Below are 18,198 nucleotides of genomic sequence, written 5' to 3'. Positions count from 1 at the left end.
AGACAGAAGAAACTTGAAAGCCGCCTTCGGGCGGCTTTTTTCATTGAAGGCCTTCGCACCGCGCCATTCATGGGGCTTGTCCTGTTGAATATTCACAAGGCACTGTTACGCTTGAACAAAGCGAGTACGTTGGGACCATCGATGAAACGATTCGTGAGGGGCGCCGCTGTCGTCCTTCTGCCATTTTTGCTGGGCGCCTGTTCGACGCTCATTGAGCGCGATGAGGCCGCAGCCATTGCGGCAAGCCCGTGGGCGCGACAATCCACTGCGGCGTCGACTTCGGGTGCGGATGCATCGGCCGCTACACCGGGTTGGGAGCACATGAAGTTCCCCGGCAAGCAGCCCACGCAGTTTGGCTATGCCCGCAAGGATGGCCGTGACGCAGTTGCCGTGCTGGCCGCTTCATCAGTCAGCATGATGCGCAACAAGATCCGGATCGAGCCTTCGGCGCTCGACCGCGTGCGGTTCTCCTGGAAGGTTCCGCAACTGATTGCTGGCGCCGATATGGTCCTTCGCGACGCGGATGATTCCCCCGTTCGAATCGTGTTGGCCTTCGAGGGCGATCGTTCGAAATTCTCTGCCAAAGACGCAATGCTTTCCGAATTGACGCGAGCGCTGACCGGCGAGGAAATGCCGTACGCGACGCTGATGTACGTGTGGTGCAACAACCGCGAACCGGGCAGCGTCATATTGGGGCCCCGCACGGATCGAATTCGCAAGCTGGTAGTGCAGTCAGGCCCGATGCAACTCAACCAGTGGCTCGACTACGAGCGCGACATCGCCGCAGACTACGAACGCGCATTCGGCGAAAAGCCGGGCGCACTTGTCGGCATTGGCATCATGTCCGACAGCGACAACACACGCTCCACCGTCACCGCCTGGTACGGCCCTATCCGGCTCGGCGGGCCAGCCCCTGCCTCTAAGGAATAGCCCTTCGAAGCGCGCACAGAGGAAAGCCCTGAGGCGGGCACCGGACTTGCTCTGCTAGCATCATCTTTTCCCTCTTACACGCCCGATGTTTGCCTTTGTGTTGCGTCGCCTGCTGCAGGCTGTGATCGTCATGGTCACCGTGGCGTTCATCGCGTTCATGCTGTTCCAGTACGTGGGCGATCCCGTCGTTTTCCTGCTCGGCCAGGATGCCAAGCCGGATCAGATCGCGCAACTGCGATCCGACCTTGGCCTCGACCAACCTTTCTTCGTGCAGTTCTGGCACTTCCTCGTGAACGCCGCGCAAGGTGAATTTGGCCTGAGCCTGCGCCAGGGCGCCAAGGTCTCGCGGCTGATCGGCGAGCGCTTTCCGGCAACACTTGAACTGGCCCTGGTTGCCGCGTTTCTGGCGGTGGCAGTCGGCATCCCGATGGGCGTCTATGCAGCGCTGCGCCGCGGAACGAAGCTGAGCCAGGCCTTCATGGCGTTCTCGCTTCTCGGCGTCTCGCTGCCGCCATTTCTCGTCGGCATTTTGTTGATTCTTGTTTTCGCCGTGTTGCTCGGCTGGCTGCCGAGCTTTGGCCGCGGCGACACCGTGAAGATCGGCTGGTGGACCACAGGCTTGCTCACACGCGACGGATGGCTGCACATCGTGCTGCCAGCTATCGCGCTGGCCGTATTCCAGCTCACGCTGATCATGCGGCTCGTGCGCGCTGAAATGCTCGAAGTGCTGCGCACCGACTACATCAAGTTCGCGCGAGCGCGCGGCATTCCCGACCGGGCGATCCACTTTGGCCACGCGTTGAAAAACACGCTGGTGCCTGTGATGACCATCATCGGCCTGCAACTGGGCACGTTGATTGCGTTCTCGATCATCACCGAGACAGTTTTCCAATGGCCCGGTATGGGCCTGCTCTTCATTCAGGCCGTGACCTTTGCCGACATCCCCGTCATGGCTGCCTATCTTTGCCTCATTGCTCTCATCTTCGTCGTGATCAACCTCGTGGTCGACATGCTGTATTTCCAGGTCGATCCGCGTCTGCGCACTACGGGCGCAGCGAAAGGACACTGATGCTCGCCCCCCGCCTCAAAGCCAACGGCCGCGCCTTTGCACACATTGCGCAGTACGTGCCCGAGCTCACCGCACTGCGCCGGGACCTGCACGCGCATCCGGAAATCGGCTTCGAAGAGGTTTACACAGCGGCGCGCGTGAAGGAAGCGTTGAAGGTCTGCGGCGTCGACGAAATCCACACAGGCATCGGCAAAACCGGCGTCGTCGGCGTGATCCGTGGCAAAAGCACGGCTAGCGGTCGCATGATTGGCCTGCGCGCGGACATGGATGCGCTCACCATGACCGAGCAGAATGACTTCGCATGGAAGTCCGCGAAGAGCGGAATGATGCACGGCTGCGGCCACGATGGTCACGTCACGATGCTCGTCGGCGCCGCGCGCTACCTGGCCGAGACGCGCAACTTCGACGGCACAGCGGTGCTGGTTTTCCAGCCCGGTGAAGAGGGTTTCGCCGGCGCAAAGCAGATGATCGAAGACGGCTTGTTCGAGCGCTTCCCGGTCAATTCGATCTACGCCATGCACAACTGGCCGGCCATGAAGCCCGGCACCATTGGCATCAACGACGGCGCGATGATGGCCGCAGCCGACCGCGTGACGATCGAAGTCACTGGCAAGGGCGGCCATGGCGCTCACGCTTATCTCGCAATCGATCCGGTGCTCGTCGCTGCGCACATCATCACGGCGGCGCAAAGCATCGTGTCGCGAAATGTGCGGCCGATCGATGGCGCTGTCGTCAGCCTGTGCGCCATGCATGCCGGCGACTTGAACGCGATGAGCGTCATCCCGGGCAGCGCGACGATCGTGGGCACCATCCGCACGTTCAAACCGGAGGTGCAGGCGCTGGTCGAGCGGCGCCTGTCCGAGCTGTGCAGCGCGATTGCGCTCGGCATGGGTGCAACGGCCACAGTGAAATACGAACGCTCGTATCCCGCCACCATCAACACTGAAAAAGAAGCGCGCTTTGCCGGCGATGTTGCCGAGAGTCTCGTCGGTGCAGACCTCGTCGATCGCGACATGGAGCCGAGCATGGGCGCCGAAGACTTTTCGTTCATGCTGCAGACCAAGCCGGGCGCCTACATGCGGCTCGGGCAGGGCGGCGACAACTGCTTCCTGCACAACCCGCGCTATGACTTCAATGACGACATCCTGCCGCTCGGCTCGGCCATGCACGCGAGCCTGGTCGAGCACGGCATGCCGATAGCCAATTGATTCCTTCCAACAAATTCATCCAAGCCTGAGGAGCCTCCACCATGAAGTTCACCCCCACCCTTCTGTCCGCAGCGCTGGTAGCCGCGCTCGGCGCCGCTGGCGCACAAGCCGCGACGCTGCGTATCGCCAACCAGGGCGATGCACTCTCGCTCGACCCGCACTCGCTCAACGAGTCGCTGCAGATCAGCGTCAATGAAAACGTGTACGAGTCGCTCACCACGCGTGGCAAGACCTACAAGATCGAGCCGCAGCTGGCAACGTCATGGAAGCAGACGGCGCCCACCGTGTGGCACTTCGACCTGCGCAAAGGCGTTCAATTCCACGACGGCACGCCGTTCACCGCTGACGACGTGATCTTCAGCTACGAGCGCGCCAAGTCGGATGGCTCCGACATGAAGAGCTACGTCGGGATCATCAAGGAAATCAAGAAGATCAACGATCACTCGATCGACATCATCACGAACAGCCCGTTCCCTATCCTGCCGGAGCTGTTCACGCACTTCAACATCATGAGCAAGAAGTGGTGCGAGACCAACCAGGCAACGCGCCCTGTCGACCGCCGCAAGGGCATCGAGAACGCCGCCTCGTTCCGCGCCAACGGCACAGGCCCGTATCGTGTGCGCGAGCGCCAGCCCAACGTGCGCACGACGTTCGTTCGCAACGGCAACTACTGGGGCAAGATTGATGGCAACGTCGATGAAGTGATCTTCAACGTGATCGGCAATGACGCCACGCGCGTCGCGGCGCTCGTCTCGGGCGAGATCGACGTGATGGAGCCGGTGCCCGTGCAGGACGTCGAGCGCATCAAGGCAGACCCCAAGCTCAAGGTGCTGCAAGGCCCCGAGCTGCGCGTCATTTTCCTGGGCATGGACCAAAAGCGTGATGAGCTGCTCTTCTCCAACGTGAAAGGCAAGAACCCCTTCAAGGACAAGCGCGTGCGCCAGGCGTTCTACCAGGCCATCGACATTGACGGCATCAAGCGCGCCGTGATGCGCGGCGCTTCGACACCCATCGCGCTGATGTTCCCGCCCGAAGTCAACGGCTTCGCGCCTGACCTGGCCAAGCGCCTGCCGTTTGACCCGGAAGCCTCGAAGAAGCTGCTGGCCGATGCAGGCTATCCGCAGGGCTTCGAAGTCACGATGAACTGCCCGAACGACCGCTACGTGAACGACGGCGCGATCTGCCAGGCAGTGGCCGCCAACCTCGCACGCGTGGGTGTGAAGATCAAGCTCGAAGTCGAGACCAAGGGCACGTACTTCCCGAAGATCCTGCGCCGCGACACGAGCTTCTACATGCTGGGCTGGACGGCAAGCACGGTCGATGCACACAACGTGCTGTACCCGATCATGTCCACGCCGGGTGACGGCGGACGCGGCCAGTTCAACCTGGGCGCATACAGCAACGCGCGTGTCGACGAGCTCACGAACCTGATTGCCTCCGAGACGGACCAGAAGAAGCGCAATGAAATGATCCGCGAGGCCGTCAAGATCCACCAGGACGACATTGGCCACATCCCATTGCACCAGCAGGCGCTGAACTGGGGCGCGAAGAAGAACATCGAGCTTGTGCAGTGGCCGGATAACGGCATGGTGTGGAAGTACATCACGGTCAAGTGATGGAACTGGCAGGCAAGCAAAGCTGGTTTCACAGGACCTGGCACAGCGACATCGGCCACAGCTTCCGGACGTCGCCGGTGGCCATCGGCGCGGCTGTGGTGGCGTTCATCTGCGTGTTCTGCGCGGTGTTCGCCAACCTCATCGCGCCGCACCAGCCATTCGACCTCGGCACGCTGCAACTGACTGACTCGATGTTGCCGCCGGCCTGGGTTGAAGGCGGCAGCCGCAAGTTCGTGCTGGGCACCGACGACCAGGGCCGCGACATTCTGTCGGCACTGATGTACGGCGCGCGCATTTCGCTGCTGGTCGGATTTGCGAGCGTGATCTTGTCGGTGGCCATCGGCGTCACGCTCGGCCTGGTTGCAGGCTTTGTCGGTGGCCGCACTGACGCATTCATCATGCGTGTGTGCGACGTGATCCTGTCGTTCCCCGCGATCCTTGTTGCGTTGCTCATAGCCGGTGTGAGCCGCGCCATGTTCCCGAACGCCAGTGAGATCGTCGTGTTCGGCGTGCTCATTCTGTCGATATCGCTCGCTGGCGGCGGCGGCTGGGTCCAATACGCGCGCACAGTCCGTGGCTCGACACTCGTCGAGCGCAGCCGTGAATATGTACAGGCCGCGCGAGTCACTGGCGTCACGCCACTGCGCATCATGCGCAAGCACGTGTTGCCGAACATCCTCGGCCCGGTGATGGTGCTCGCGACGATTCAAGTCGCCACAGCGATCATCGCGGAGGCAACGCTGTCATTCCTCGGTGTTGGTGCGCCGCCGAACTCGCCTTCGCTCGGCACGCTGATCCAGGTGGGCAACAAGTTTCTCTTTTCCGGCAACTGGTGGATCACCGTGTTCCCCGGCCTCATGCTGGTGATGATCGCCGTGTCCGTCAATTTGCTGGGCGACTGGTTGCGCGACGCGCTCAACCCGAAGTTGCGCTAGGCCCAAAAGCTTCATTACAGGCGCCGATGTCGCTACTCCAAGTCAAAAACCTCTTCGTCGAGTTCCCAAGCCGCCACGGCACGCTGCGCGCGCTTGACGATATTTCATTCGATATCGCGCCCGGAGAAATCCTCGGCGTGGTCGGTGAATCGGGCGCGGGCAAGTCGCTCACGGGCGCATCGATCATCGGCCTGCTCGAGCCGCCCGGACGCATCTCGTCCGGCGAGATATTGCTCGAAGGCCAGCGCATCGACAACCTGCCGCACGAGCAGATGCGCCACATTCGCGGCCGCAAGATCGGCGCGATCTTCCAGGACCCGCTCACGTCGCTCAACCCGCTCTACACCGTAGGCCGGCAGTTGACCGAGACGATACAGGCGCACCTGCCCGTCAATGACAAGGAAGCCAAGCGCCGCGCCATCGGCCTGCTAGAAGACACTGGCATTCCCGCAGCAGCTGAGCGCATTGACCACTATCCCCACCAGTTCTCCGGCGGCATGCGCCAGCGCGTGGTGATTGCGCTTGCGCTCGCTGCCGAACCGAAGCTGATCGTGGCCGACGAGCCGACCACAGCGCTCGACGTTTCCATCCAGGCGCAGATCATCCAGTTGCTCAAGACCGTCTGCAAAGAGCACGGCGCTGCCGTCATGCTGATCACGCACGACATGGGCGTGATCGCTGAAACATGCGACCGCGTCGCCGTGATGTACGCCGGCCGCATCGCAGAGATCGGCCCGGTGCACGAGGTGATCAACCATTCGTCGCATCCGTACACCGCGGGCTTGATGGCGGCCATCCCCGACATCACCATCGACCGCGAGCGGCTGAACCAGATCGATGGCGCCATGCCGCGCCTGAACGCGATCCCCAAGGGGTGCGCGTACAACCCGCGCTGCCCGCGCGTGTTTGATCGCTGCCTCGTCGAGCGGCCCGACCTGCTCGATGCAGGCGCCACACGCGCGGCCTGCTGGCTGCACGATGCAGCGTCAGCCGCCAAGATCGATTTCGCGAAGGCAAACGCATGACCGCGCCACTCGTACAGGCGCACGATCTCGCCAAGACATTCGATGTGTCGGTGCCGTGGCTCAACCGCGTGATCGAGCGCCGGCCGCGCCAGCTGCTCAAGGCAGTCGATGGCGTGACGTTCGATATCGAAAAAGGGCAGACGCTCGCGCTCGTCGGCGAATCAGGCTGCGGCAAAAGCACCGTCGCGCGTTTGCTCGTCGGCTTGTATGAGCCCTCGCGCGGCTCGTTGATGTTCGACGGCAAGGACGCGCATGCGGGCTATCGCAGCGGCGAGTCGCAACAACTGCGCCGCCGCATCCAGATGATCTTCCAGGACCCGTACGCGAGCCTGAACCCGCGCTGGACGGTGGAAGACATCGTGGGCGAGCCACTCGTTGAACACAAGATCATTTCCAGCGCGTCAGAGCTCAAAGACAAAGTCGGCGAGCTGTTGAAGTCCGTCGGCCTGTCGCCGCTCGACATGGTGAAGTTCCCGCACCAGTTCTCGGGCGGCCAGCGCCAGCGAATTTCCATCGCGCGTGCGCTCGCGACCGAGCCGGAATTCCTGGTGTGCGACGAGCCGACCTCTGCGCTTGACGTGAGCGTGCAGGCGCAGGTGCTCAACATCATGAAGGACCTGCAGCGCCAGCGCGGCCTGACGTATCTCTTCATCTCGCACAACCTCGCAGTCGTGCGGCACGTGAGTGACCGCGTCGGCGTGATGTACCTCGGCCGCCTGGTGGAAGTCGCGGGCAAGCAACAACTCTTTGGTGCACCGCAGCATCCCTATACGAGGATGTTGCTCGATGCGATTCCCAAGATGCACGACACCGGGCGCGCGCGCACGCCGGTGCAAGGCGAAGTGCCGAACCCGCTCAACCCGCCGGCAGGCTGCGCGTTCAACCCGCGCTGCCCACATGCAAATGAACGCTGCCGCAACGAGCGGCCCGCGCTGCTTGAGCTGCGTGGCGTCCGCGTTGCGTGTCATGCCGTCGAGGAAAACCGCATCTGAAAGCGGTACGGGACAAGACCAACAGATAGGGGCTCCTTTTCCCTAATCTGCTCGCGGGCGCTGGTGCCTACACTGTTTTTTTCGAGAGACAGTCGTGTGCCCCTGGCGTAGTTCGAAAGGACAACTAGCCCGTGTTCTCGCCCTCATCACCGTCGCAGTTGGTTTCAGCGCTTTCCGATGCGCTCGGTCAACCCGTCGGTATTGATGACGGCGATGAATGCGTCATCGAATTCGATGGCGACGTGCAGGTGGTGCTGGCGCAGACGGCGAGCGCGCAGGTGCTCAGCCTTCGAAGCGACATCTCTGCCGCCGGCGCTGCTGATCCAAGGCTCATGCAATGGGCGCTTGAACTGAACTACACCAGCATGCTGCCCGGCTGCGCGATTGCATCCGACGATGCCGCGCAACAGCTCGTTCTCGTCGCGCTCGTCGACGCCGACTTTGTGTCCTCTGACCAGCTTCTGTCGCTGCTGGCCGGTTTCGTTCAACTGGTTCCGCAACTGCGCGAGCAGTACGAAACCCTGGTGCGCGAAGGCGCGCCGCCGGCCGCCTACATGGGAGCATTCACATGACCTGGGACCGATGCAAGCGTACGTTCTACGGCAGTCTTGGTGTCATCGTCGCGGCGCAGAGCCGCTCCAGTGCATCGTCGGCGCGTCGCAACGAGCTTGATCTTGGGCGTGTGCAACCTGCTTGCCGGCCCAACGGTGACCGGTCCATCGGCCGTCGCGTGTTGCGCGCGTTCAGGCGCCAGCGCAACGGCCCCGTGCCGGGCGCACAGCCGCTTGCGCCCGCGCCTGACGCATCCGTCCTGGCAGGCGCGCGGATCGTCTCTGCGGAGCAGGCGAAACTGCGGCTGATGCAGGCGGAACTCGCGCGTGCGCTACCGATGCTGCACGCCCGCGCCGATGCCGATTGTCAAGCTCGTGCCGATGCGATTGCGGGCCGGCTCGTCGCACTGGAGCAGCTCTGCGTGGCTGCGGGCGAACCCGGTCTTTTTATCGAGCGCATATTGTCTGAACTGCGCAATCGCTGGGCGGATGTGCCGTTGTCGCAAGCGCTTGCGCAAGTCGATGCCTTCGTTCTGGAGCTGGCCACATGCCTTGGCAAGAACCCCCCCGGCGAGAAGCCGGCGCGTGAAGAGATTGCGCGCGCCGCCATCATCCTCGCCATGCCAGGATTGCATTCGATTGACGAAGACGGCCCGCCGCACGATCGCTTGACGCGACTGAAAAACAACCAGATGCTCATCGACGTGGCGCAGCAGCTGGCGGCGCTCGATGTGGTCTTCGCATTCGAAGACAAGCCCGCAAAGGATGGCAAGCGCATCCCGCGCCCCGGCTACGCTTTTGACCGTCTCTTCTCAGCCCTTTGCAACCACGCGCGCATTCTCGAGCTAGGGCGTGACGAGGGCAGCGTTGAGCATGCGCTGTCGGGACTTGAAGTGATGATCGGCACGCTCAGCGACTCGATCGGCCCGAACCGCGATGGCTATGAGCTCAATGCGCTGATTGGCATCGACACCTCGCTCGACATGACGATCGCTTCGCTGCGCATTGACCGGGTCACTGCGGTGATGGTTGCTCACCCGCATCCATCGGATGGCACCGTTTCGGCCGCTGACGCAGCAAAAGACCTGGTCGAGCGCGAGTGCGAACTGGCACGTGCGCGCAACCGCCTGATGCGCGCGTTTGATCGCGCAGGCGTCAAGCGCCCCGCCGAAGTGCTGCGCGGCTTGAAGATGGATCCCGCGCTGGTCGCGGGCCTCGCCAGGCAACTCGGCAAGAAAGCCAAGCAAGTGGGCCTGGCCATCATGGGCGTGTATCTGCGCGAGCAGGACATCGGCGCGTGCGAGTCGGGCAAGCGCATGTTGCGCTGTATCGAAGCCGCGAAGGCTGCGTCGAGCAAGCGCATCGAGCAGGGCAACCTTTCATCAACACAAGTATGGTCGCAGCGCAACTTCCTTCGCGCGATCGAGCCGCGCGCCAATGCATTGCGGCCTTGCGACGACCTGCCTGAGGAGCTGGTCGCGTCGCTCGACATGATCGGTATCAGCCCAAACCATGTGCTCCAGCTTGAGAAGCAAGGCCTGTCGAGCGCAGCTGAGGCCTACGCAACGCTCGAGGTATTGCAGAAGTCGCTCGATGGCTGGGTCGCTGATGGCGGCATGCGGCACATGGAGTCGCAGGGCCTGCTCGACATGCTGCGTACCCGCCGGCAAGAAGAGCGAGCCGTGACGCTGGGCGAAACCATGTTCGCGAATCTTCTGCAGCCCGATGGCTTGCTGCCGTCGCAAAAATCGACGCGCGTGCGCCGCGACCTGGCGCGTGCAGCCGTCCTGCACCTCATCCCTGACGCCATGAAGCCGCCGCCGGGTTTAGTGGGCAGCCCGCTGCCGCTGTTCGCGAGATTCCGCCCTGACGCCGCAGCGGTACAGGCCGTGCTTGCTGAATGGGGCGTCGCCGAAGACCTCACCAAGGAAATCGAGCTGGCGGTGCAAGATGATGTCACCCACACCACGCTGGCCCTGTGGGCTGACGAGGCGGGTGTGCTCCCCGAAGACAAAGCAGCTCCGCCAAAGAGGGTCGACTTCGAAGGCGATCGAGCCGCGCGCAGCGCCCTGGTGGATAGCCTGGCCGACGTGAAGATCGGCTCGCGCGTGAAGATGACTGCGGTCAAGCGCGTCAAGCTGTCGGCCGGTCTTTTGGGCGACACGGTAGGTGTCAATGTGCGTGCGTCGGCGGCCCGCATGCGCGGCGTTGACTTCGGCAACCCAGGCGATCCTGGTGGCAGCTGGGAGATCGTGTTGCGCTCCGGCGGTGACTTCAAGATCGGCGCGGATGCGACCCTCCCGCTCCTCGCCCTGCCCAGTGCCGTCGGCGTGAAAGTCGGCCCCACAGCCTCAGCTGACGTCTCTGCTCAGGCGTTCAACGGCGTCGTGCTGCGGTGCAAGACACAGCAAGCCTACCAGCGCGTCGCGAAAGCGATTGTGTTGAATCCTTCGATCGACTTCGCTGCGCTCGAGGACGTCGACAGCATCATGTTCCTTCACGACGTGCAGGGCGCGGCGGAACTCGGTGCAGGCGTGCAGGCGATCGTCAAGCCCGGGTCAGGCGAGTTGGACTGGGGCTCGGCCGCATCGTCGCGAGCGTTGTTGGGCGCGCGCGCGGGCGGCAACATCGGCGTGCAGCACACACGGACCATCTACGAGAACAACAAAGGGCACATCCAGCGCGACGAGACGGTGGCCTTCGGCCGGCTTGCGGCCACCGCATCGATCGGCATGGCGGTCAAGGTTGAGGGTCAGGACATGCCGGGGCTGGTCGTGCCGGCAGTGGAACTCAATGCCAAGGTGGAGATGCTGTCGAAGGAGCGTCTGCGGCTTTTCGCAGGCCCCGATGGCAAGGTGCTGGACGCTGAGGCGTTCAACCAGTCGTATGTGGGCGGCGGCGATTCCGCGGTGGACCAGGTCAAGAAACTGGGTGGCCCTGTTTTCGAGCGGACGATGGAGTACTTTGAGCGGGAGAGCCCTGCCGTGTACCGCAATATCGTCGAGCTGATCAGCGATGTCCGCGCGAACGAGTTGACGAGTCTGGCGTGGCAGCTCGACAGGCGCGCAGGTTTCGCGCAAGGCAACGCCCTGGTCGAGCGCTCGAATGCCGTGCGCGACCACCGCGTTCATGCGGGCGGCGACAAGGGCGGCATCCGTGCCGATCGCGCCGAGGCGGCAAGGCTCAAACGCGAGGCCAACGCCATCTTCCGCAACAAGCAGAACTACAACATTGCGCGCGTTGCGGACATCGCGGTGGTAGATACGGTACAAACGAAGTCCTATCTCTTCGGTTTGTTCGAGTCATCGCAAACGGTCTATGCCGAAGCGCTGCCCGTGGAGATCAAACTCTATGCCCAGGACCTGCTGAATCTCGCCGTGCGTGCGCGCAAGGAAATCGGCCTGGGCGTGGGTCAGGAAAGTAGCAGCTGATGCCGCAGTCGATTCAGTTTCGCAAGGCGCAAGAGCGCGACGCCGCGACCATTGCGCACTTCAACGCCGCGATGGCGCTTGAGACGGAACACAAGGTGCTGATGCCCGAGATCATCGGTGCGGGCGTGCGCAAACTGCTCGCCACACCGTCGATGGGTTTTTATGTCGTCGCGGAAAGTGGCGAGCGCGTAGTCGCTTCACTGATGATCACCAACGAGTGGAGCGACTGGCGCTGCGGCCTGTTCTGGTGGATCCAGAGCGTGTATGTCGAGCCAGCTTTTCGCAGGCAAGGTGTCTATCGCCGCCTCTACGAATATGTGCAGCAGCTCGCGCAAGCCGACAGCGGCGTATGCGGCTTCAGGCTGTATGTCGAGAAGGACAACACGGTTGCGCAGCAGACCTACGCGTCGCTCGGCATGGGGCAGACCGACTACCTGATCTACGAAGAGCTCAAACCCGGCATCCGCTACTTCACGCCGGCTGACCGCTCGTAGCTGACCGCGCTTGGGCTGATTCAGGCTGCAGGCGTCAGCACTCTTCATTCCAGCAGTGGTTGTCGCGCGCGATCATCGCGCTTGCGGCGCTCGGCCCCCACGTTCCCGCTGCATACGCGCGCGGCCCGGACGATTCATTTCGCCAGTGCTCGATGATCGGCTCCACCCAGCGCCAGGCCTCTTCCTGCTCGTCGCTGCGCACGAACAGGTTGAGCCGTCCGTCAATCACGTCGAGCAGCAAGCGCTCATACGCGCCCACGCGCTCGGTGCCGAAGCGCTTGTCGAAATCCAGGTCCAGGTGCACAGGCGCGAGCGACTGCATCGCGCCGCGCATTTCCTGACCCTGCGCGAGCAGGTGGAGCTCCAGGCCGTCCTTGGGCTGCAGGTGGATGATCAGGCGGTTCGCCTCGCCGGCGGGCGACTTGTAGATCGCATGCGGCGTCGGCCGGAAGCTGATGACGATGCGCGCATCGCGCCCGGCCAGCCGCTTGCCGGTGCGGATGTAGAACGGCACACCAGCCCAGCGCCAGTTCGCAATCTCCGCACGCAGCGCAACGAACGTTTCCGTGTTGCTCTGCGCATGGACGCCCGGCTCATTGCGATAGGCAGGCACGCTCTCGCCGTTGACGCTGCCGGCAATGTATTGCCCGCGCACGACATGCTGGCCGAGTGACTCGCTCGTCCAGCGCTTGAGCGAGCGCAGCACCTTCAGCTTCTCGTCGCGGATCGCATCGGCGTGCGCGTTGATGGGCGGCTCCATCGCCAGCGCACACAGCAGTTGCAGCGCGTGGTTTTGCACCATGTCGCGCAGCGCGCCGGTGTTGTCGTAGAACGCGCCACGCTTTTCCACGCCCAGGTCTTCGGCGATCGTGATCTGGATGTTGGCGATGTTCTCGCGCCGCCACAGCGGCTCGAACAAGGCATTGCCGAACCGCAGCGCGAAGAGGTTCTGCACTGACGGCTTGCCCAGGTAATGGTCGATGCGAAAGATCTGGTTCTCGCTGAACACCTTGCGCACCGACTCGTTGATCGCCCGGTTCGACGCGAGGTCGTGGCCCAGCGGCTTTTCCAGCACGATGCGCGTGTGGGCCGTGTTCAGGCCGGCAGCTGCGAGCTGCTCGCAAGTGATCGTGAAGAGTGAAGGCGCTGTCGCGAGGTACATCACCACCGTATCGGCTTTGCGCTCGTTTAGCTGGAGGGCCAGGCGCTGGTAGTCGCGCGGGTCCGACAGGTCCATGCGCACGAAATGCAGCAGCGAAGCAAAACGACTGAATTCTTCGGGCGTCGGTCGTTTGGAGAGATCAACCTCGTCGAAGCGCGTGCGGATCAATTCGCGGTAGCCGTCATCGCTCAGGTCATCACGCGCCACACCGATGATGCGGCCCCCTTCGGGCAGCGTGCCATGGCGAAAAGACTGGAACAGCGCCGGCATCAGCTTGCGCCAGGCAAGATCGCCTGTGCCGCCGAAGAGAACGAGATCGAAGCTCATGGTCCGTCCAGTTGGTGGTCTGCCGACTGTAGCGGGTTTGGCTCGACTGGTGTTTCCCCCATCGAGTGCAGGGCATGCGCCGCCTATCCTTGAAGCGAAGCCAAATCAGAAGAGGGAACCCCATGAAAAAGCATCTGCTGGCCGCCACGCTCGCCGGCCTGTCGTTCGGCGCCGCCGCCGACGTGAACATCATCTGCTCGGTGCAGGCCGAGTGGTGCAACATGATTTCCACCGTGTACGCCCGCACCACGGGCACCAAAGTCAACGTGTCGATGAAGGGCTCGGGCGAAGCGCTCGCGCAACTCATTGCCGAAAAGGAAAACCCGAAGACTGATGTGTGGTTCGGCGGCACCGGCGACCCGCACCTGCAAGCCGCCGAACAAGGCCTGACGATCGAATACAAGTCGCCTTCGTTGCCGCAGCTGCACGAGTGGGCGCAGCAACAAGCCAAGCAGTCGGCGTACAAAACGGTCGGCATCTACTCCGGCCCGCTGGGCTTTGGCTACAACACGGAGTTGCTCGCACGCAAGAAGCTGCCCGTGCCCAAGTCGTGGGCCGACCTGACCCGGCCCGAGTACAAGGGCGAAGTGCAAGTGGCCAACCCCGCATCGAGCGGCACGGCTTACACAATGATCGCAACGCTCGTGCAGCTGATGGGTGAAGACAAGGCGTACGACTACTTGAAGAGCCTGCACAAGAACGTGAGCCAGTATTCGCGTTCGGGCACCGGCCCGATCAAGGCTGTGGCGCGCGGCGAGACGGCCGTGTCGATCAGCTTCGTGCACGACGGCCCGGGCGAGAAGATGCAGGGCTTCCCCGTCGAGACAATCACGCCCAGTGAGGGCACGGGCGCGGAGATTGGCTCCATGAGCATCATCAAGGGCGCGCGCAACCTCGACGCCGCCAAGAAGTTCTACGAATGGGCGCTGACGCCCGCCGCGCAGGAGATGGCTGCCGCGGCCAAACAGTTCCAGCTGCCAAGCAACAAGGCTGCCAAGGTCGATTCGCGTGTTCCCGATTTCAAGAAGATCAAGTTCATCAACTACGACTACGCGAAGTACGGCGCCAGCACGGAGCGCCGGCGCCTGATTGCGCGCTGGGAGAAGGAAGTGAACTCGCTGCCGCGATGACGGCATGACGACACGCGCGCCAGCACGATCTTCAGGCAACACGGTGATCTGGTGGTGGATCGCCATCGCCGTCGCCGGCTACCTGGCGCTGCCTTGGTACGCGCTGCAGGACGCCAACGGCCTCACCGCGATCCCGCAGGTCTTCGGCGGCGACGACAAAGCCAACGGGCTCATGCAGGCACTTGTGTACGGGCGTGTGTGGCTGGGGCTCGGCATCGCCGGCATCTGCATCGCAGCGGCAGGCGCGGTGCAGGCACCGGGTCGAGCGCAAGGCGCGTTGCTGGTGGCTGGCGGCCTCGTGGGCGTGCTCGGTGTGGGCGGTGCCGGCTTTCTCATCGGCGCCAAGGGCTGGAGCGGCGAGTGGCTCAATCAGTTGTTTGGCGAACTCGCAAAGAACCAGTTTGGTGTCGGATGGGGCGGTTTCGTCGCGCTCACGGCGCTCGTGGTGCTCACCGCCTTCGGCCTGGCACGGCGTGGATTCTTCAAGGGCGACTTGTTCATCGCGGCGGCGGTGGTCGTGAGCGGCACCTTGCTTGGCCTGTTCATCGTGTATCCCGTGCTCAAGGCGCTGTCGAGCGCGTTCTTCACTGAAGAGGGCCGCTTCTCATTCCTGTCGCTCTTCGAGCGTGTGGCCAGCGAGCGCAACTTCGGCCTGAGCTGCCTCTACGGCGGCGTGCGCTGCGGCGTGGCATGGAACACGCTGTTCCTCGGCGTGGCAACGGCACTGAGCACGACGGTGCTCGGCACGTTGATGGCGTTGATGGCAGAGCGCGCTGGCAACAAATACAGCAAGCCGTTGAACGTGCTGGCGATGCTGCCGATCATCACGCCGCCCTTTGTCGTCGGGCTGGGCCTGATCCTGTTGTTTGGCCGTGCGGGCCTGGTGAACCAGTTGCTCGAATGGGCATTCGGCATCAATCCCACGCGCTGGTTCTATGGCTGGTTCGGCGTGTGGATCGCGCAGACATTCGCTTTTGCGCCCATCGCCTTCATGATCATGCGCGGCGTCGTGCAAGGCGTAGCGCCGAGCCTGGAAGAGGCGGCGCAAACCTTGCGCGCCAGCCCGCAGCGCACGTTCATGACCATCACACTGCCTTTGCTCAAGCCGGGCCTGGCGAATGCATTTCTCGTCGGCTTCATCGAGAGCATGGCGGACTTCGGCAATCCGGTCGTGGTTGGTGGGCAGTTCTCGGTGCTCTCGACGGAGATCTTCTTTGCGATCGTCGGCGCGCAATATGACCAGGGCCGCGCAGCGTCGCTCGCGTGGATCCTCACGCTCTTTGCGCTGGGTGTGTTTGCGGTGCAGCGGCTGGTGCTGGGCAAGCAGAGCTACACCACCGTCAGCGGCAAGGGCGATGCCGGCGTGGCGATGGCCCTGCCGCCGCGTGTTCGCAAGATCGTGTACGGCGTTGCACTGCCGTGGATGGCATTCACTGCGCTTGTGTACGTGTTCGCGTTCGCTGGCGGGTTTGTCCAGACCTGGGGGCGTGACTACACGCCGACCCTTTCGCACTTCAGCACGGCGTTCTCGCTCGAGTGGGGGCAGTTCGGCCTTGTGTGGGCGGGTACAGCGTGGAACTCGTTCTTCACGACAATCAAGCTCGCCGCGATCTCTGCGCCGCTGACAGCCGTGCTCGGCTTGCTCATCGCCTACTTGCTGGCGCGCACCGAGTTCAAGGGGCTCGCGATGTTCGAGTTCTCGGCGCTGCTGGCCTTCGCCATCCCCGGCACGGTGCTGGGGGTGAGCTACATCCTCGCCTTCAACGTGCCGCCGTTCGAGCTCACGGGCACGGGGTTGATCATTGTGTTGTGCTTCCTGTTCCGCAACCTGCCCGTCGGCGTTCGCGCGGGCACAGCCGCGTTCAAGCAGCTCGACAAGTCGCTGGACGAAGCATCGATCATGCTGCGCGCATCGAGTGTGCAGACCTTGCGCTACGTGGTGCTGCCGCTGCTCAAGCCTGCGCTGATTGCGGCGCTGGTGTACAGCTTCGTGCGTGCCATCACCACCGTGTCGGCGGTGATCTTTCTGGTGACTGCAGAAAACGAGTTGGCCACCACCTACATCATTGGCCGCGTCGGCAATGGCGACTACGGCGTGGCCCTTGCGTACTGCACCGTGCTGATCGTGCTCATGAGCATCGTGACGGCGCTGATTCAATTCGTCGTCGGCGAGCGCAAGCTCGGCCGGCGCAAGGCGGCAGTGGCCGTCGCTACATCACAGGGAATCGCATGACCACTCATGCAGGCACGGGCATCGAGTTCCGCAATGTCACCAAGCGCTACGGTGATGCGCCCGCGCCGTTCGCGGTGAAGGGCATCAGCTTCACGGTCGCAAGCGGCACACTCACGACGATCCTCGGTCCGTCGGGCTGCGGCAAGACCACCACGCTGCGCATGATCGCGGGCCTGGAGTCGCCCACGTCAGGCGAGATATTCATTGCGGGCCGCGACGTGACAACCCTCGGGCCCGCCGAGCGCAACGTGAGCATGATGTTCCAGAGCTACGCGCTATTCCCGCACATGGATGTGGTCGAGAACGTCGCCTATGGCCTGCGCATGTCAGGCATCGACAAGGCGCCGGCCCGCACACGTGCCGTGGAGACGCTGCGCAACGTGGGCCTGGTAGGTTTCGATGCGCGCTTGCCCAGTGAGCTGTCGGGTGGGCAGCAGCAGCGCGTTGCACTCGCGCGTGCGCTTGTCCTGGAGCCCGCAGTGCTGTTGTTCGACGAGCCACTGTCCAACCTCGATGCACGGCTGCGCCGCGAAATGCGTGAGGAGATTCGTGCGTTGCAACAGCGCCTGGGCCTCACGGTGGCCTACGTCACGCATGACCAGAGCGAGGCACTTGCGGTCAGCGACCAGATCATCGTGATGGACCAGGGCGTCATCGCGCAAAGCGGCACGCCTGAGCAGCTGTATGAATATCCGTCGAGCGAGTTCGTTGCCGGGTTCATGGGCGAGGCGATGCTGTTCCCTGCCAGGGTCGATGCGGCCGGCATGGTGGCGCTGGGGCCCCTGCGGTTCAAGTCGCGCACGCCAATGAATGAAGGCGCAGTCAAAGTGGCGGTGCGCCCCGAGGCATGGCACATCGGCCCGCCCGGCACGGGGCTGGCAGCGCGGCTGGCCAAGCTGTCGTACCTGGGCAGCATCTACGAGTACACGTTCGAAACTGAGCTGGGCCCGATTTTCGTCGTGTCGTCGCAGCTGACGCGCGTGCTTGAGCTTGGCTGCGACGTGGGCCTGGGGCTGGCCGATCACGGCGTCTCCGTCGTGCAGTCGAGTTAAGGCCCAGCAGAGCTGGACTTCTCGCCCGCTTTCTGGCGCGCGC

At 63.3% G+C, this 18,198-nt stretch carries 14 protein-coding genes; 13 read left to right on the top strand and 1 reads right to left on the bottom strand.

Features of this window, described 5'->3' with window-relative positions; translation table 11 throughout:
- Window positions 1–141 precede the first annotated feature (141 nt).
- From GHT07_RS16480 to GHT07_RS16435, 10 genes are all read left to right on the top strand, one after another.
- Window positions 142–930 carry a DUF3047 domain-containing protein gene (locus tag GHT07_RS16480; RefSeq protein ID WP_153586200.1) on the top strand — a complete coding sequence of 263 codons (789 nt, stop codon included), beginning with the start codon at window positions 142–144 and terminating at the stop codon, window positions 928–930.
- An 85-nt stretch (window positions 931–1,015) separates the two neighbouring features.
- Window positions 1,016–1,999 (top strand): ABC transporter permease, encoded by a 984-nt coding sequence (locus GHT07_RS16475; RefSeq protein WP_153586199.1) that lies wholly within the window; start codon window positions 1,016–1,018, stop codon window positions 1,997–1,999.
- Window positions 1,999–3,207 (top strand): M20 aminoacylase family protein, encoded by a 1,209-nt coding sequence (locus GHT07_RS16470; RefSeq protein ID WP_153586198.1) that lies wholly within the window; start codon window positions 1,999–2,001, stop codon window positions 3,205–3,207. The genes GHT07_RS16475 and GHT07_RS16470 overlap by 1 nt, the downstream gene beginning before the upstream one ends.
- A gap of 41 nt (window positions 3,208–3,248) precedes the next feature.
- Window positions 3,249–4,823, top strand: coding sequence for an ABC transporter substrate-binding protein (locus GHT07_RS16465; RefSeq protein WP_153586197.1), 1,575 nt, complete (start codon window positions 3,249–3,251; stop codon window positions 4,821–4,823).
- Complete coding sequence (locus GHT07_RS16460) at window positions 4,823–5,758, top strand: ABC transporter permease (protein WP_153586196.1); 936 nt, start codon at window positions 4,823–4,825, stop codon at window positions 5,756–5,758. Before GHT07_RS16465 ends, GHT07_RS16460 begins: the two co-directional genes overlap by 1 nt.
- A 26-nt stretch (window positions 5,759–5,784) precedes the next feature.
- Window positions 5,785–6,783: an ABC transporter ATP-binding protein gene (locus GHT07_RS16455; RefSeq protein WP_153586195.1), complete on the top strand. Its 999-nt coding sequence runs from the start codon at window positions 5,785–5,787 to the stop codon at window positions 6,781–6,783.
- Window positions 6,780–7,775: an ABC transporter ATP-binding protein gene (locus GHT07_RS16450; protein WP_153586194.1), complete on the top strand. Its 996-nt coding sequence runs from the start codon at window positions 6,780–6,782 to the stop codon at window positions 7,773–7,775. Before GHT07_RS16455 ends, GHT07_RS16450 begins: the two co-directional genes overlap by 4 nt.
- A 131-nt stretch (window positions 7,776–7,906) precedes the next feature.
- Window positions 7,907–8,347, top strand: coding sequence for a CesT family type III secretion system chaperone (locus GHT07_RS16445; RefSeq protein ID WP_153586193.1), 441 nt, complete (start codon window positions 7,907–7,909; stop codon window positions 8,345–8,347).
- Window positions 8,344–11,757 (top strand): hypothetical protein, encoded by a 3,414-nt coding sequence (locus tag GHT07_RS16440; RefSeq protein ID WP_153586192.1) that lies wholly within the window; start codon window positions 8,344–8,346, stop codon window positions 11,755–11,757. Before GHT07_RS16445 ends, GHT07_RS16440 begins: the two co-directional genes overlap by 4 nt.
- Entirely contained in the window at window positions 11,757–12,251 is a 495-nt protein-coding gene (locus GHT07_RS16435; protein ID WP_153586191.1) for a GNAT family N-acetyltransferase, read from the top strand. The genes GHT07_RS16440 and GHT07_RS16435 overlap by 1 nt, the downstream gene beginning before the upstream one ends.
- 34 nt (window positions 12,252–12,285) lie before the next feature.
- On the opposite strand, the gene zwf is transcribed toward GHT07_RS16435, so the two are convergent.
- Window positions 12,286–13,740, bottom strand: coding sequence for a glucose-6-phosphate dehydrogenase (gene zwf, locus GHT07_RS16430; protein ID WP_153586190.1), 1,455 nt, complete (start codon window positions 13,738–13,740; stop codon window positions 12,286–12,288).
- Window positions 13,741–13,862: 122 nt separating this feature from the next.
- On the opposite strand from zwf, the gene GHT07_RS16425 reads away from it, so the two are divergent.
- From GHT07_RS16425 to GHT07_RS16415, 3 genes are read left to right on the top strand one after another with little or no spacing between them, the layout of a single operon-like run.
- Window positions 13,863–14,870, top strand: a complete 1,008-nt coding sequence (locus GHT07_RS16425; protein WP_153586189.1) for an ABC transporter substrate-binding protein — start codon at window positions 13,863–13,865, stop codon at window positions 14,868–14,870.
- 4 nt (window positions 14,871–14,874) lie between these two features.
- Entirely contained in the window at window positions 14,875–17,103 is a 2,229-nt protein-coding gene (locus GHT07_RS16420; protein WP_153586188.1) for an ABC transporter permease, read from the top strand.
- Window positions 17,100–18,155 (top strand): ABC transporter ATP-binding protein, encoded by a 1,056-nt coding sequence (locus tag GHT07_RS16415; protein ID WP_153586187.1) that lies wholly within the window; start codon window positions 17,100–17,102, stop codon window positions 18,153–18,155. The genes GHT07_RS16420 and GHT07_RS16415 overlap by 4 nt, the downstream gene beginning before the upstream one ends.
- Window positions 18,156–18,198: the final 43 nt, after the last annotated feature.

Source organism: Caenimonas koreensis DSM 17982 (assembly GCF_009646335.1).
GTDB lineage: Bacteria > Pseudomonadota > Gammaproteobacteria > Burkholderiales > Burkholderiaceae_C > Ramlibacter > Ramlibacter koreensis.
This window is presented reverse-complemented; position numbering and strand designations above follow the sequence as displayed.